Annotated in this window: 14 protein-coding genes; 6 read left to right on the top strand and 8 right to left on the bottom strand. The window is 70.7% G+C overall.

Features of this window, described 5'->3' with window-relative positions:
• From K8556_RS11800 to K8556_RS11810, 3 genes are all read right to left on the bottom strand, one after another.
• The coding region (locus K8556_RS11800; RefSeq protein WP_223740146.1) for an IS66 family transposase at positions 1-1,330 on the bottom strand (1,330 nt) is incomplete at its 3' end.
• A 46-nt stretch (positions 1,331-1,376) separates the two neighbouring features.
• Positions 1,377-1,742, bottom strand: coding sequence for an IS66 family insertion sequence element accessory protein TnpB (gene tnpB, locus K8556_RS11805; protein ID WP_223740147.1), 366 nt, complete (start codon positions 1,740-1,742; stop codon positions 1,377-1,379).
• Between the two features lie 3 nt (positions 1,743-1,745).
• Positions 1,746-1,886, bottom strand: a complete 141-nt coding sequence (locus K8556_RS11810; protein WP_223740148.1) for a hypothetical protein — start codon at positions 1,884-1,886, stop codon at positions 1,746-1,748.
• 774 nt (positions 1,887-2,660) lie between these two features.
• Here K8556_RS11810 and K8556_RS39745 point away from each other — a divergent pair.
• From K8556_RS39745 to K8556_RS11825, 3 genes are all read left to right on the top strand, one after another.
• Positions 2,661-3,902, top strand: coding sequence for a sigma-70 family RNA polymerase sigma factor (locus K8556_RS39745; protein WP_223740149.1), 1,242 nt, complete (start codon positions 2,661-2,663; stop codon positions 3,900-3,902).
• A gap of 81 nt (positions 3,903-3,983) precedes the next feature.
• Positions 3,984-4,892 carry a viperin family antiviral radical SAM protein gene (locus tag K8556_RS11820; protein ID WP_223740150.1) on the top strand — a complete coding sequence of 303 codons (909 nt, stop codon included), beginning with the start codon at positions 3,984-3,986 and terminating at the stop codon, positions 4,890-4,892.
• Positions 4,889-5,461, top strand: coding sequence for a hypothetical protein (locus K8556_RS11825; RefSeq protein WP_223740151.1), 573 nt, complete (start codon positions 4,889-4,891; stop codon positions 5,459-5,461). The genes K8556_RS11820 and K8556_RS11825 overlap by 4 nt, the downstream gene beginning before the upstream one ends.
• 17 nt (positions 5,462-5,478) lie before the next feature.
• On the opposite strand, the gene K8556_RS11830 is transcribed toward K8556_RS11825, so the two are convergent.
• Together K8556_RS11830 and K8556_RS11835 are read right to left on the bottom strand one after the other, a co-directional pair.
• A complete protein-coding gene (locus K8556_RS11830) occupies positions 5,479-5,988 on the bottom strand; it encodes a hypothetical protein (RefSeq protein ID WP_223740152.1) in 510 nt (169 codons plus the stop codon).
• Between the two features lie 110 nt (positions 5,989-6,098).
• The gene (locus K8556_RS11835; RefSeq protein ID WP_223740153.1) at positions 6,099-6,530 is read right to left on the bottom strand and encodes a hypothetical protein; all 432 of its coding nucleotides are present in this window, start codon (positions 6,528-6,530) and stop codon (positions 6,099-6,101) included.
• Positions 6,531-7,231: 701 nt separating this feature from the next.
• Between K8556_RS11835 and K8556_RS11840 the strand changes: the two genes are divergently transcribed.
• Entirely contained in the window at positions 7,232-7,693 is a 462-nt protein-coding gene (locus tag K8556_RS11840; RefSeq protein ID WP_223740154.1) for a DUF2267 domain-containing protein, read from the top strand.
• 6 nt (positions 7,694-7,699) lie between these two features.
• On the opposite strand, the gene K8556_RS11845 is transcribed toward K8556_RS11840, so the two are convergent.
• Together K8556_RS11845 and K8556_RS11850 are read right to left on the bottom strand one after the other, a co-directional pair.
• Positions 7,700-8,107: a PaaI family thioesterase gene (locus K8556_RS11845; RefSeq protein ID WP_223740155.1), complete on the bottom strand. Its 408-nt coding sequence runs from the start codon at positions 8,105-8,107 to the stop codon at positions 7,700-7,702.
• 45 nt (positions 8,108-8,152) lie between these two features.
• Positions 8,153-9,268, bottom strand: a complete 1,116-nt coding sequence (locus tag K8556_RS11850) for a Gfo/Idh/MocA family protein (protein WP_223740156.1) — start codon at positions 9,266-9,268, stop codon at positions 8,153-8,155.
• Positions 9,269-9,421: 153 nt separating this feature from the next.
• Between K8556_RS11850 and K8556_RS11855 the strand changes: the two genes are divergently transcribed.
• Positions 9,422-10,192, top strand: coding sequence for a sporulation protein (locus K8556_RS11855; RefSeq protein WP_223740157.1), 771 nt, complete (start codon positions 9,422-9,424; stop codon positions 10,190-10,192).
• A gap of 91 nt (positions 10,193-10,283) precedes the next feature.
• Entirely contained in the window at positions 10,284-12,083 is a 1,800-nt protein-coding gene (locus tag K8556_RS11860; protein WP_223740158.1) for a DEAD/DEAH box helicase, read from the top strand.
• Between the two features lie 54 nt (positions 12,084-12,137).
• Here K8556_RS11860 and K8556_RS11865 read toward each other — a convergent pair whose 3' ends face one another.
• Positions 12,138-14,981, bottom strand: a complete 2,844-nt coding sequence (locus tag K8556_RS11865; protein WP_223740159.1) for a type 2 lanthipeptide synthetase LanM family protein — start codon at positions 14,979-14,981, stop codon at positions 12,138-12,140.
• Positions 14,982-15,017: the final 36 nt, after the last annotated feature.

The following is a 15,017-nucleotide window of genomic DNA, read 5'->3' on the forward strand; positions in this document are numbered from 1 at the left end:
GCCTACCAGGGGATGCCATCGGTAATGCATCTGGGCAACTTCCCCAGAACCTGCGGCGGAATGAACGGGTCGTTGCCGCCTTGCGCAGCGCGGCCTCGGAGCGGTTGTTGTCCAGAGGCAGGCGCGCGTCGGAAGAGAAGCGCGTCAGGGCGTCCCACTGCTTCAGGGCGTAGGAGAGGGCCTGGCCCATGGGGCCCTTGGGCAGGTGACGCGCGGCCTGCGCCTCCAGCCACGCGCGCAGCGCCAGGAGGACGGGGAGGCTCTGCTGCTGGCGCAGCTCGCGGTGCGCGTCCGTGCGCACGACGCCCGCGTCGCGGGCCAGGGCTTCCACGCGGTAGAGGGCGAGGATGAAGTCCAGCGCCTCGCGGGCCTCGGGGGCAGTAGCCAGCGCGTCGAAGAAGCGGCGACGCACGTGCGCCCAACACCCGACGCGGCTTCTGCCCTCCGGCAGCGTCACCGCGTTGTAGCCCGTATAGGCATCCACCACGAGGGCGCCCCGGGTGCCGCCCAGGACTTCCTTGGGCGTCGTGCTGGCTCGGCCGAGGCTGAAGCGGTAGCCGATGAGCCACTTGCCCGTGGGCGTCTGGGTGAGGAAGGTCCAGAGGTAGCCTTGCTTCGTCTTCTTCATGTCCAGCACGCGAAGCGGCGTCTCGTCCGCCCACACCACCTCGGCGGCGGCAATGACTCGCAAGAGGTGCTGGGACAGAGGCAGCAGCACCGAGGCTGCCTGGTGGAAGAGGTCCGTCAGCGTGCTGCGACCCATGGGCACGCCGCTTCGCTCCACCCGCAGGGCCAGCCGGTGCAGGGGCATGGCGTCCGCGCACTTCGACGTCACCACGTGGGAGAGGAAGCCGGGGCCGTACTCGCCCCGGTCCACCACCCGGGCCGGAGGCGGAGCGGTGACGACGCCCCGGCCGCACGCGCATGCGAGGACTTCCTGCACGTGCACCTGCTTTTCGAAGCGCGCGGGCACGTACACGTACACCACCGAGGTGCGGACCTGGCCCAGAGGCTTCAAGTCCTCGCTGCCGCACGCCGGGCAGTGGCGCTCCTCGGCCGGCACCGCGTGGCGAATCTCTCGCGCCGGGGCCTCCTCGGCTTTCCGGGCGGCCCTCTGCCGACGCTTCTGCTTCGCCGCCTCGGCCCGGGCCGCCGAGTCCTCAGCCCCGCGCAACTCCGTCGCCACCGGCGGCAGCTTCTCCGTCCTCCTACCGAAGACGTGGCGCTCCAGCGTCACCATCTTCGCCTCCAGCGACGTCAGGCGCTCCTTGAGCTCTTCGGCCTCCTCGCGCCAGGGACAGAAGTGGTCTTGCGGAAGCTCCCGGGGCACCTGGCCTCAACACGCCTGCGCCACGCCGCGTCCCGGGCCGGGCGCGTCAGGTGCCAGTACGCCCGGGAGGCGTCCAGGCGGGCTGGCGCCTCACCTGGGCCACGTCGATGCCGTCCAGCAGCATGGCCAACTGCGTGGCATCCAGCGTCACCGCCTGCGCGCCCGCGTCCACGGGCGGCAGCCGGAAGCGTCCCGCCTCCAGCCGCTTGTAGAGAAGCACGAAGCCGCCCCGGCTCCACGTCAGCACCTTGATGCGGTCGCCCTTGCGCGAGACGAAGGCGAAGAGGTGCCCCGAGTAGACGTCCTCGCCCCACGCGCCACGCACCAGCGCCATGAGGCCGTCAATCGACTTGCGCATGTCCACCGGCTCCACCGCCAGCACCACGCGCACCGACGCAGGCAGGGCGAACACGGCTTACCGCCCCAGCGCCGCGACGAGCCGGGCCACGTACGCCACGTCCGTGCCCGCGGCGAAGCGCACCCGCGCTCCGCCCGCGGCCACCACCTCCAGCACGGACTTGGGTGCCTCGGAGGCGCTCGCCACTTGCACCGGCAACAGCCGCACGGCTTCCGCTCGCGACGGCGCGCTCCGCCGATGCCGGTACACCCACGACTGCAACGTGCTTGAGTCGCATGCCGTGCGCCGCCGCGAACTCCCGCTGCGTCTGCCCGCTGGCCTCGAAGGCTTCCGCGACGCGCTCCCACTCCGGCTTCTCCACCTGCTTCGACATGCGCGCCAGCGTCCGTCGCACGCCGCTACGTCGGCAATCCCTCACGGCACGTCGTTGGCCGGACGGATACGACCTGCGCAAGCATCCGTGGGAGAGCCTCTGGAAGGACTGAGCTGTCCCTACTCTGTGTCCAGTGCCCAGGTTCCTTCTGCCCAGCGCTTCAAGGCCTCGGAGGCAGCGAAAGCAACCAGGTCCTGCCCTTGAGCAGCCTCGTGGCGTGCTTGTTCGCCGTCTTCGCATCCCCCTGCCGGACCGCATCACTCTGCGCTGCCGAATGCAGGGCGAACGCATCCACGAGCTTTTCCATCGTCACTTCCAGACTCCCCAGATTTGCTTCTGGATCCTCTCGATGGCTTGCAGGCCGAAATCGCCCTAAGCCCTCCAACCCACGTTTACGACGTGTCGGTGACACGACGCCCTGGTCCATTCTACCCCCAACCTGATCCAAAGCCCCTTCGCTGAGGCAGCATGAGCAGACGCATTCCCTTGCGCCGGGCAAGTCCGTACGATGCAGCCGTCGTTCCCAGAAGGAAGGCCGCATGACGCAGCAGGGGGAGTCCGGACCGCCACCACCCCGGCGGACCGCGAGCTGGCAGTTGGTGGTGGTCGCGCTGGCGTTGGCCATCTTCTCCGTCAGGGTCGTCATCCCCGGTGTCTTCGTGGGCATCGGCGCCACCGGGCTCATGGGCTTCGCGCTCGCGGCGGTAGGCCTTGAGCGGATGGGGGCGCTCTCGCCAGGCATCTTCGAGGGGACGGCCCAACTCGCCGTCATCTTCCTGGGCATGGCCTTACTCACCTTCGCCGCCATCAGCGCATGGAATGGATACCGGCGTCTGGCTGGCAGGGAGGGCCCTCCTCCCCTCCTCCTGCGCTCGCCCTGGGACCTGCTGTGGCTCCTGCTGTTCCTGGCGTGCTGGTGGGCCATTCCCGATGCGGGCGAACGCGTTGCCCTCCCTGTGCTGTCCGGCGCGATTGTCATCACCTTCTCGGTCTGGACGACCATCGCCCTCAGCGTGCGGCTGGTTCATCTGAGCGTCGGGCTCCTCCGGCTCTCCTGGCGGCTCGCCCGGGCCTCGCCCTTCGGCGCTGGGGGATTGACCCTGGCGGCGCTCGCGGCCACGGGGCTGATCCCCAGCGTGGACTCGCTCGCGGAGGCACTCCCGGCCCGCGCCCGGACCGTGGCCTCCGCGCGTCCGGCCCGCTGCGATTCCTTGTCCTGGGAGTGCTCGCGGCAGGCGCTCCTTGCCGCACAGTCCTCAAGACGCGCGCCTGTCTACGCGCAGCCAGCGGAGGGGTACGGAGACATCACCGCGGCTTCCTTCACGGACTCCGCTGATTCCGCGGCCACCCTCAACACGCGAGCCTGCCTGGAGAAGCAATTCCACCAGCGGGAAATGATGAACAAGGCTCGTCGAATCGCTCAGGCACTGGTCGGCACCTCCGATGCGGAGGACCTCGTGCACTCCATCCTCCTGAACATCTGCCTGAGGAAGCGCCCGCCAGACGAGTTCGAGCAGTTCTTCCTCCGCTCGGTTCAGTACGGAGCCATGAAGCGCTTCGGCCGCGTCATCCGCTCGTGCTCCATCGACGAGGCCATGGAGCCCCAGTGCACGATCAGGCCTGACGACCAGTTCATCCAGTACGAGTCCCACCTGGCCCTACGCGATGCGCTCTGTGCGCTCCCGGAGAAGCATCGTGAGGTCCTCAAGATGCGCTACTTCGATGAGCTGTCCGACGACGAGATCGGCATCCGGCTCGGGCTCCTTCCCGACGCTGTCCGCAAGCGGACCCAGCGCGCCCGGGATCAATTACGGACGATTTTTCTCCAGCAATGTCAGTGACTTACGATTTCCGGTCACACTTAATTCGCTGAAGGAAGTGGAGCACCAGACTGCCCGACACGGGCGGTTTCTGGAGGCTTCATGCACTCGCTGTCCGCCACGCCGTCCCCGGCCACCGCCCAGGTGATGCCGCCCTCGGTCAACTTCCACCTGTGGGAGCCGTGCAACATGCGTTGCCGGTTCTGCTTCGCCACCTTCCAGGATGTCCGCAAGGACGTGCTCCCCAAGGGGCACCTTCCCAAGCAGGAGGCGCTGAAGCTCGTGGAGCTGTTGGCGCTCCGCTTCCAGAAGATCACCTTCGCGGGAGGCGAGCCCCTGCTCTGCCCGTGGTTGCCGGAGCTCGTGGCGGCCGCCAAGGCGCGGGGGGCCACCACGATGCTGGTGACCAATGGCAGCCGCCTGGATGCGGACACCCTCGCGCACCTCCACGGCGTGATGGATTGGGTGACGCTCAGCATCGACAGCATGTCGCCCCAGACGCACGCCGCGCTCGGGAGGGCCGTCCACGGCAAGGCGCTGCCGGTCGAGCACTACCTGACGCTCGCGGAGCGGATCCGCGCGGCGGGAATGCGCCTGAAGGTGAACACGGTCGTCACGAACCTGAACGCGGGTGAGGACCAGACGGCGTTCCTCCGGGAGTTGCGGCCTGAGCGCTGGAAGCTGCTGCGCGTCCTCAGCGTCGAGGGACAGAACACCGGCAAGGTGGAACCCCTGTTCTGCCCCCGGGAGGACTTTGAAGCGTTCGTCGCCCGCCATCGCGGCCTGGAGCGTGACGGCATCGTCCTGGTGCCCGAAGACAACGAAGACATGCGTGGCAGCTACGCGATGGTCGATCCGGCGGGCCGCTTCTTCGACAACGTCCAGGGAGGTCATCGCTACAGCGCCCCCATCCTCCAGCATGGCCTGGATGCCGCGTGGTCCCAGGTCCACTTCTCCATCGATCGCTTCGTCGGTCGCGACGGTTTCTACGCGTTCGGAGGTGAGTCATGAACCCGGCCTCCAGTCTGGTGTGCCTCGCGGGAGTCTCCGGCGCGGGCAAGGACACGCTGGGCGGCTTCCTGGCGAAACAGTATGGCTTCGAGCGGGTCGCGCTCGCGGACCCCATCAAGGCGGCGCTGATGGGTCTGCTCCAGCTCGATCCCACGCAGCTCTGGGGGGAGCGCCGCAATGAGGTGGATCCCCGGCTCGGCCGCGCGCCCCGGGAGCTCTACCAGCGGTTCGGCCAGGCATGCCTGGAGCTGGATCCCGAGGTCTGGCTGCGGCCCTTCCGGATGCGAGTCGAAGCCATCCGCCGTGCGGGAGGACGTGTCGTCTGCACGGACTTGCGGACCCAGGCGGAATGGCGGGCCGCGCGGGAGCTGGGAGCCACCATCTGGCTGATTGAAAGGCCCGGCGCGGGTGCTCCCGGTGCATTGTCGCATCACGCCACGGAGAGGGAACTCCTGGGGCTCGACCGGAGTTCATTCGACGCCGTCTTGAAGAATGACGGCTCACCCGAGGCCCTGTACCTCACCGTGAAACGCATGCTCGAAGGGGCCGTCAGCGCGCCAGCCCCTTGAAGGCATCCGGGCTTCGCTCACAGCGTCGTCGGCACCGGCACTTCGTCCGCGGGTGCCGACGCCGGCGTCTCATCCCGGATCACAGGCGAATTCAGGGTCCACGAATAGCCATACCGCGCCCCGAGCAGCCGGTACGTCGCGCGCTTCCCGCAGCCCACGACGCCCGTGGTGACGCGGTCCAGCTTGGACGCCTGGAGCTCCGCCTTCCCGCAGCCCATGTCGAACTCGGCGCGGAGCCTCACGTCCGGAATCCAGGCGCACTGGCCCATGATGCAGCGCAGCTCGTAGACGCCCTCGGTGTTGCAGCCGATCATCCGGTACTGGTTCTCACCCAGGTACTGCGGCGTCAGCGCCTCCTGGCACTGGAGATCCCGGGCGGCGATCTTCTCCAGGTTCGCGTAGCGCTTGGAGTTGATGGACGGCCCCATCTGGGAAAAGTCCACCTTGCCGTGGCTCCGGCGGCCCCCGCAGCCCGCCACCAGGAACGCCACGCCAACGCCAACAAACGACAGTCGAAGGAGGTTCATGGGCGCCCATCTACTCCAGGGCCTGACGCGCTTTCCAGCCCTCCCCTCGTCAAACACAAGGAGCCGCCCCACCGCGCAGGCAGGACGGCTCCCAGGTCAGCGACGGCGCGTCACTGCATCGACAGGGCCCAGGTGTAGCTGCCGTTCGAGCCCAGCCCGACCAGCGTCGTCTTGCACGTCGCGGTGGTGCTGCCCCGCGACGTGGCCGAGCCATTCGGCGTCCAGTAGCCGGACGTCCCCAGGATGGGGTTGGGCGGGGTCCAGATGCTGCTCATGTTGAAGCGACAGGTCTTGCTGCCGCTCGTGTAGTCGAAGACGACGGCGGAGTTCTGGCCACAGTCCGTCTGGTACACCCCGGACGTCGAGTTGGCCGGCACCGAGCTCAGGGCCGGGATGACTGCGGCACAGCCGTTGAAATAGGAGTTGGTGATCGCGCTGGTCGTGATCTTGTTCTGCACCGTGAACGTCAGCGTCGCCGCGTGCGCGGAACCCATGCCCAGCGCCGACACCGCGAACGCAGCCACCACCGTCAAGCTTTTCATGGACAGCCCCCAAGGAAGGGGAATCGCTTCCCCAGAATCAGTTAAGCGATCCCAGGGAGCCTTGTCCAGACATCCAACGCTTGGACAGCCATGCAACGGATTGCGAGGAAAATTCTCGCCCGGCTCACTCCCCCTCCTGAGTCAGGCTTGAATCTCCCACCGTCAATCGTGGTCAGGCCCGACTCATGAACCTCCCCTCAATGACAGACATCCCCATGTCGCGTCAGGGCGGGGACGCCTCCACGCTCCCGGGCAGCAGATCCGCCAGCAGCATCTGCTCCTCACTGGGCGAAAGGTCGTAGTGGCGGGCTGCCTCCGTGATGATCTCGATCATGGGGGTGCCCGGTTCGTCGGCCCTCCGCATCGCGATCCTCCGGGCGGCGCTGCGCAGCGCCGCTCCCCTGGGACGAAAACTCTCACGCATGACGACACCTCACTGGACAGGGTGACCGCACCATGCGGCCCCTCTCTTCACGGTTCGGACATGCGCGCGCCGTTGCAACGAGCGATGACGGGAAGTGGGAGCAGGCGCTCCCCGTCAGCCCCCGCCTACGGGAAGCGGGCGGCTCGCAGGGCGGCGCGTGCCTTCCTCTGGATTCGCGAGCGCTTCAGCTTTGGGGTCGGACCCCACTCCGAGGAACGAGGAACCAGACATGGCAGCGCAAGACATCCCTGGCACCGGGCAGCAGGCAGGAAGCCCCATGCACCGCAGGACGGACATCCCGCTCGACGAGCGCCGCCGCATGCGCCACGAGTCCCGCACGTCGCAGACCTACAAGGCCTTCCTCAAGTACCTGCGCGACGTAGGCCAGTTCGAGAGCGAGCAGGCCGCCCAGCAAGCCGCCTTCTCCGTGCTGTGCGTGCTGGAGCAGCGCCTCTTCGGCGAGGAGGACAACGACCTGGAAGCCCAGTTGCCGCACAAGCTGCGCGAGCTCCTGGTGCGGTGCGACCGCCACGAATCCGGACCGCCGCCCCACAAATTCGGCCGGGAGGAGATGCTGGCGATGGTCGCCACGGACCTGGCCGTGGACGCGGACGACGCGGAGTCCATCGTCCGCGCGGTCTTCAGCGCCGTCCAGGCGCAGATCTCCGAGGGTGAGAGCGACGACATCGCGGGCGAGCTGCCGACGGACATCCGCGAACTCTGGGCGCGCCCCATGTGAGGCGGCTCAGGCCGCGGAGACCACCGTGCCCTGCGCCAGGGCGCATAGCGTCTCCGCGCCATCCTTCACGGCGAAGACCTCACACTGACACACGGCCTGCCGCTTGCCGGCGGCCTTCGCCTGGGCCCGCGCGATGAGCAGCGAGCCCACGGCGGGCTTCAGGTAGTTGATCTTGTACTCGGAGGTCAGCGCGTTGCCGCCCAGCGCCAGGCCCCCCGCGAACGTGATGGCGTTGTCCGCCAGGTAGCTGAGCACGCCCCCGTGGACGAAGCCGTGCTGCTGCTTCAGGTGGTCCACGATGGCCAGCCGCAGCTCCGCGGCCCCAGGTCCGGAGCTGGCGAGCTGCGCGCCGATGAACTGGCTGAAGGGCTGCGACGCGAACACCTGCTGAGCGAACGCCTGAAGGTCATCCATGCGTCCACCAGAACATCGATGGACGCAGCCCTCAACCCCTGCACCCTACCCCTCCGCCGGAGCCGGCGCGTTCACCGGTTCGGGCGGCTCCACGGGGGGTTTGACGATGAGCTGCTCCAGCGTGGGGCGCTTCGGCTTCTCGAACGGGGTCAGCTTCACCGGCTTCGCCGTGCGCGCGGACTCCTGCAACGCGACGATGACGCGCACGTCCGCCAGGCCTTCGATGCCGTTGGGCTCCGGATCCCGGTCCTCCAGGACGCACTTGGAGAAGTAGATGAGCTCCGGCGCGAACTGGTCGCTGTTCTTGAATGTCCGCGTCTCCGTCTCCCCTCCCACCGTCAGCTCGTGCTGGATGTCCGTGCCGTAGCCGAAGCCGTGCTTCACCAGCAGGTCCCCCTCCGTGCCCACCACCCGGTAGCTCGACACCGCCGAGGCCTCGTGGCTGATCGCGAACTGCGCCACCCTCCCGTTCGGGAACCGCATCAGCGCGAACGCGGAGGCGTCCACGCCGTGGAAGCGCCCATCCCGGCCTCCTCCCGTGAAGGCGAACACCTCGCGCGGCTCGTCGCGGAAGAGGTAGCGCGCGGCGTTGATGGGGTACGGCCCCTCGTCCAGCAGCGCCCCGCCTCCCACGTCCACTCGCGTGCGGATGTCCCCTTCTCGCACCTGCTGCGTCAGCGTCCCCGTGAACACCAGCGGGTCCCCCAGCCGCCCTGAGCGCACCAGCTCGATGGCGCGGAGGTTCGCCTCTTCAAAATGCAGCCGGTAGGCGACCATCAGCTTCACGTCGTTCTCGTTCGTGGCGCGGATCATCGCCTCGCAGTCGTCCACCGACGTCGCCATCGGCTTCTCGCAGAGGACGTGCACCCCGACGCGGGCCGCCCGCTCCGTGAAGGACCGGTGCATCGTGTTGGGCAGCACGATGTAGACCGCGTCCGCCTTCGCGTCGCGCAACACCTGCTCGAAGTTCTCGTAGCCCCCCACGTGCTCCACGCCGTACCGCTCCTGGAGCGCGGCCCGCTTCGCCCTGTCGGAGGAGATGATGGCCACCAGCTCGGAGTTCTCCTCCGCGTGCTGGAACGCCGGCAGGATGGCCACCTGCGCGAGGTTGCCCGCCCCCACCACCGCGTACCGCACCCGCCTGGATGTCTCCTGCGCCATGACGCACCTCTCCCGTGGTGAGGCTCTACGCTGGTGACGCGCCGGGCCAGCCAGCAAGCCGCGCCCGTCCCTGCGGTGCAGGGGCCGCATGACGGGCAGGCAGCCAGACACCCAGGCTTTCGCGCGGCGCGCATCCGGCCTATGCCGTCCCCCATGCCCTTCATGAAGATGCTCGCCCGCCTTGGCATCGGCAGCGCGCGCGTGGACACCCGCCTGGAACACGACACCGTGCGCGCGGGCGGCGACCTGCGCGGACTCGTCCACGTCCAGGGCGGCCACACGCCCCAGCGCATCGACCGCATCGAACTGCACCTGATGGCGCAGTACCTCCAGCGCGACAACGACCGCCTCAGCGCGCTCAACGCCGTCGTGCGCACCTGGCGCGTCTCCAACCCCTTCACCCTCCAGCCCCGCGAGGAGCGGGAGATCCCCTTCTCCCTGCGCATCCCCGCCCACACGCCCACCACCGAACGCGGCACGCCCGTGTGGATCAAGACTGCGCTCGACATCGACAACGCCCTCAACCCCGAGGACAGCGACCGCGTCCACGTCCTGCCCCACCCGTCCCTCCAGACCGTGCTCGAAGCCGTGCAGCACCTGGGCTTCCAGTGGCGCAACTCCTACTGCGAGGCCGGCCCGCCCCTCGGCCGCGACGAGCCCTTCGTGCAGGAGCTGGAGTTCCACGCCGGCCCGGAGTGGAGCGGCCCGCCGCGCTCGCTCGCCCTGCTGCCCTTCCCCGGGGAAGAGGCGCTGGAGCTGGTCCTCGACCTGGACCGCGGCCCCCGGGGCCTCACGTCCCTCCTGGAGGGCACGGCGCTGGACGGCGGCCGGCGGCGGCGGCTGGTGCTGTCCCACGCGGACCTGTCCTCGGGGACAGGGGCCGTCGCGGCGCTGTTGACCCCACACCTCCGCGAAGGGACGTAAAAGCCCGGAAGGCCCGGCCCTTCGTAAAGGCCTGGACGCACCTGACGTCCCCAGTCCTCCTCCCGGGCGCGGAAGTGGTACAAGCCGCCGTGTGAAAGCTCCCCCGCCTCCCGCTGCCCCCGAAACCCCCACCTTCGACGCCCTCGGGCTCAAGCCCGAGCTCGTCGAGGCGTTGACGACGCTCGGCTACGAAGAGCCCACTCCCATCCAGGCCGCCGCGCTCCCGCCGCTGCTGGCCCAGAAGGACCTGCTGGGCATCGCCGCCACGGGCACCGGCAAGACGGCCGCGTTCTCGCTTCCGCTCCTCCAGCACCTGAAGCCCGGCGCCGCCGCGCCGCACGGCACCTCCGCGCTGGTGCTCGTGCCCACGCGCGAGCTGGCCATGCAGGTGTCCGAGGCCATCCACCGCTACGGCCAGAAGCTGGGCGTCAGCGTGCTCCCGCTCTACGGCGGCCAGGAGATCGGCCGGCAGTTGCGCGTGCTCAAGCGCGGCGTGGACGTCATCGTCGCCACGCCGGGCCGCGCGCTGGATCACCTGCGCCGCAAGACGCTGAAGCTGGACCAGGTGCAGACCGTGGTCCTGGACGAAGCGGACGAGATGCTCGACATGGGCTTCGCGGACGACCTGGAGGCCATCCTCTCGGAGACGCCCGAGCAGCGGCAGACGGCGCTGTTCTCCGCCACCCTGCCCCCGCGCATCGCCAGCATCGCGGAGCGCCACCTGCACGAGCCGGTGCGCGTGCGCATCGCGAAGGAGAAGCTGGAGGCCGGGGAGATGCCGCGCGTCCGGCAGACGGCCTACATCGTGCCGCGCGCGTTCAAGATCGCCACGCTGGGGCGCGTGCTGGACCTGGAGTCCCCCACCGCCGCCATCGTGTTCTGCCGCACCCGCACGGAAGTGGATGAACTCACCACGTCCCTCAACGGCCGGGGCTGGCGCGCGCACGCGCTGCACGGCGGCATGAGCCAGGAGCAGCGCGACCGCGTCATCAAGCAGTTCAAGTCGCAGGCGGCGGACCTGCTCATCGCCACGGACGTCGCGGCGCGAGGCCTGGACATCCCCCGGCTGACGCACGTGGTGAACTTCGACGTGCCCAACGCGCCGGAGGCCTACGTGCACCGCATCGGCCGCACGGGCCGCGCGGGCCGCGAGGGCGTGGCCATCACCCTGCTGGAGCCCCGCGAGCACCGGCTCCTGCGCAACATCGAGCGGCTCACCGGCCAGCGCATCGAGGTCTCCGCGGTCCCCACCGTGTCGGACCTGCGCGCGCGCCGGCTGGAGATGATCCGCTCGTCGCTGCGCGAGGCGCTGGTGGCCGGGGAGCTGGACGCGTTCCGCGGCATCGCGGAGGACCTGTCCGGCGAGTTCAGCGTCATGGACGTGGCCGCCGCCGCCATCAAGCTCCTCCAGGAGAAGGAGGACGAGGGCAAGGACTCCGCCGAGCAGGAGATTCCCCAGGTGTCGGCGCCGGCGGAGCGCAAGTTCCCGCGCACCGAGCGCTCCGGGCCTCCAGGCCGCTTCGCCGACCGCGGCGCCGAGCGCCCGTCGCGAGGCCCCCGCACCGCCGACCGGGCCGAGCGCGGAGAGCGCGCCGAGCGCGGCGAACGGTCCGAGCGGGCCCCCGCGCGTCCCCAGCGCGCGCCGGAGTGGAACGTCACGCGCCTGTTCATCGGCGCGGGCCGCACCGCGGGCATGCGTCCGGCGGACCTGGTGGGCGCCATCGCGGGCGAGGCGGGGCTCGACTCCTCGCGCATCGGCGCGATCCACATCGCGGACATGTACTCCATCGTGGAGGTGCCGGAGCCGGACGCCGCGCGCATCATCTCCGCGCTGAAGGGCTCCACGCTGCGCGGCCGCAAGGTCACCGTGCGCCGCGACACCCGCGACTGACGTCCCGGCGACGTCACCGGCCCGCTGTCACGGCGGGCCGGTGCGGCACCCGCATCAGAGCGCTTCCGGGTCCATGTCCCCCGCGCGCCCCAGCAGCAGCGGCGACGCGAGCCGGCTCTCCGGGTGCATGCGCAGGAGCGTGTGGATGACGCCGCCCAGCCCCGCCATCAGGCCGGGGGAGAAGGCGTCCCGGGCAAGCCCCGCCACCGGGCCGCGCGCCTCCAGCCCGGAGATGAGCTCCGCGTCCAGCGTCTCCCGGTCCGGCCCGAGCGGCTCCGAGCCCAGCCGTCGCGCCGTCTCCAGCAGCTCCCACACCCCCAGGTCGCCGTGGCACAGGGTGTGGGTCCAGCCGAAGCCCTCGCGCACGGCCGCGGCCCGGGCCCGCTGGAAGAGGTCCTGGTAGCGCGGCATCCCCGTGCGCGCGAAGAGGTCCGCCGCCGCCAGGCCGATGCCCGTGCTCCCGTGGCACCAGCTCGTCAGTTGATCCGTCGCGTCCGGGCGGCGCAGGTCCGTCCAGTTGCCCAGGTCCTGCCGGTAGAGCCCGTCCACGAAGTCGAAGGCGCGCTCGGCCAGGCTGCGCCACCGCCGCCGGTCCGCCGCCGTCCCCGCCGCGCTCAGGCCCAGCCGGGCCAGCGCCCAGCCGATGCCCGCCGTGCCGTGCGCGAAGCCGCCCAGCGGCTCCGGGAACATCGACGTGGACCACCGCGCGTCCCCCGCCACGCTCCGCGCCGTGTCCTCCAGCCGCCGCCCCGCGTGCGCCGCCAGGTCCAGCCACCTCGGGTCCCCCGTCTGGTCCACCAGGTTGAGCAGCGGGACGATGACGCCCGCCGCGCCGCCCAGCACCTCCAGCAGCCCGTCCGCGTCCAGCACCTGGGGCGTCAGCGCCGCCGCGCGCTCGCGGGCCCGGTCCAGCGCGCCGGGGAAGGTGCCCAGGTCGTGCAGCGTGGACCAGATCCACACCTGCGACGCGAGCCCGGCGAAGCCCCCCGGCGACTTCACCGGCACACGGTCCTCCGTGGCGCGCAGCACCGCGAGCGTGCCGTCCAGCAGCTCGGGCAGCCCCTCCACCGCGTCCGCGCGGCCGTGGTGGACCTCGCGCAGGTACTGGGCCAGCACCACCGCGACGCCGCCCTGCCCGCTGTAGTGCTCGGCGGAGAGCGGCCGCACCGCCCAGCCGTACTCGGCGAGCACCGGGCTGATCCACGTCGCCGTCCCGTCAGGCCCCCGCACGGCCGCGTCGCTCACGCGGCGGACCAGCTTGGAGAGCTGGGCCCGGCGCCGCGCGTCCAGTCGCTCGCGGCGCGCGGGCGTGGCCGGCGCGGGGACGCGCGGAGGCACGGTCTTCTCGTTGAGGTAGGCGCTGATCAGCGTGCTCTGGATGGTCATCTCCTCCAGGGACTCGTCCACCGAACGCCAGGCCTCCAGCGTGGCGTCGAGCATCCTCCGGGTCACGGGCTGGGTGAACACGGGGATGTCGCCCACGCACAGGTCCGCGAGCTCCTCGTCGATGACGGGCGTCGCGGAGGGCGCGCCGGGGGACACGCCGGCGTTCTTGCGCAGCACCTCCCGCGCCCGGGCGTGGGCCTTGGGCGCGTCGTACAGCGAGGCCGGGTGCCAGAGCATGCGCAGCAGCTCCGCGTACGTCTGCGTGGGCCGCAGGATGCGCCGGACCACCGCGCCCGTGAACGGCTCCAGCAGCGGACGCAGCCCCCCGTACGCGTCCAGCGCCTTCATCCGCGCGGTCACCTCGTGGAAGCCCTCCACGACCTGGTCCCAGTGCCGCGCGAGCACGGGGTCCGGGCTGGGGTGGTTCTTCGCGTGCGGGCGCTCCAGCAACGTCATGCCCAGGCGGGCGCGGTCCGTGCCGCCGCCGACGATGAGCGGCGCCGGGACGCGCGGCTGCTGCCCCGGGAGCGACCCCGCCGCGGAGATGTCCAGGCCGCCCAGGCCCGGGCCCTCGCTGCGCACGGGGAGCAGGCCCGTGCGCAGGACGGTGCCACGGATGGCCTTGGCGGCCAGGTCCACCGCGAGCCCGCGCTCCGCCGGAGGCACGGGCGGATCCGGGGCGAAGAGGCTCTCCACGTCCACCACCACGGGCACCGGCCCGTGCGCGATGAGGTTCTCCGAGTGCAGGTCCGTGCCGCCCAGCAGGCGCATCACCGCGAGCCAGTGGCCCAGGTTCCGGTAGAAGCGCGCGAGCTCGGCTTCGCTCGTGCAGAAGCGGTGCTCCACGAACTCCGCCCAGCCATAGCCCGCGCGCACCAGCACGGCCGGCACGCGGATCCGCGTGGCTTCGGCGTCCGGCGCCAGCACGCGCGCGAGCAGGCCCTCCAGCGCGCGATCCACGCGCATGCAGCGGGGTTTGTAGAGCACCGTGCCCGCCTCCAGGTCCAGCAGCGCCACCGTCTGGCCGCCCCGGTGGGCATCCCCCTCCCCCAACCTCAGGCGCTTCAGCGCGCCGCGAGGCCGCCCGGGCAGGTCCGTCAGCGAGTCCCGGTCCGCGACGAACCGCTCCGCCAGCCGCAGCACCGCCTGGGCCTGGAGCCGGCCCAGCGTCGCCAGCCGGTCCAGGAGCGGCGGGTAGCGTCCGCGCAGGTGCGCGTGGAAGTCGGAGGCGCAGGCCATCTCCAGGAACCGGGCCCACCGCCCCGGGGAGTCCGCGGCGTCGAGCCGTCCCTCCAGCGACGCGGCGTGCAGCTCCAGGAGGAGCACGCGGTTGAGCTTGAGCTGGGCGCTGAAGCCCAGCGTCTCCCGGGCCGCGGCCTCCACCACGCCGCGCTCCGCCGGGGAGAGGCCCTCCATCCGGGACAGCCGCTCCGCGAGCGAGTCCAGATGCGGCGCCAGCAGGACGTTCACGGGGCGCGCGAGCCATCCCTCGGGAGGGACCTCGGCAGCCATCGACGCTTCCTCGTGGACCATGAGGGGGCTCCCTGG

The sequence above is a fragment of the Corallococcus sp. AS-1-12 genome (assembly GCF_020036995.1).
Lineage (GTDB): Bacteria > Myxococcota > Myxococcia > Myxococcales > Myxococcaceae > Corallococcus.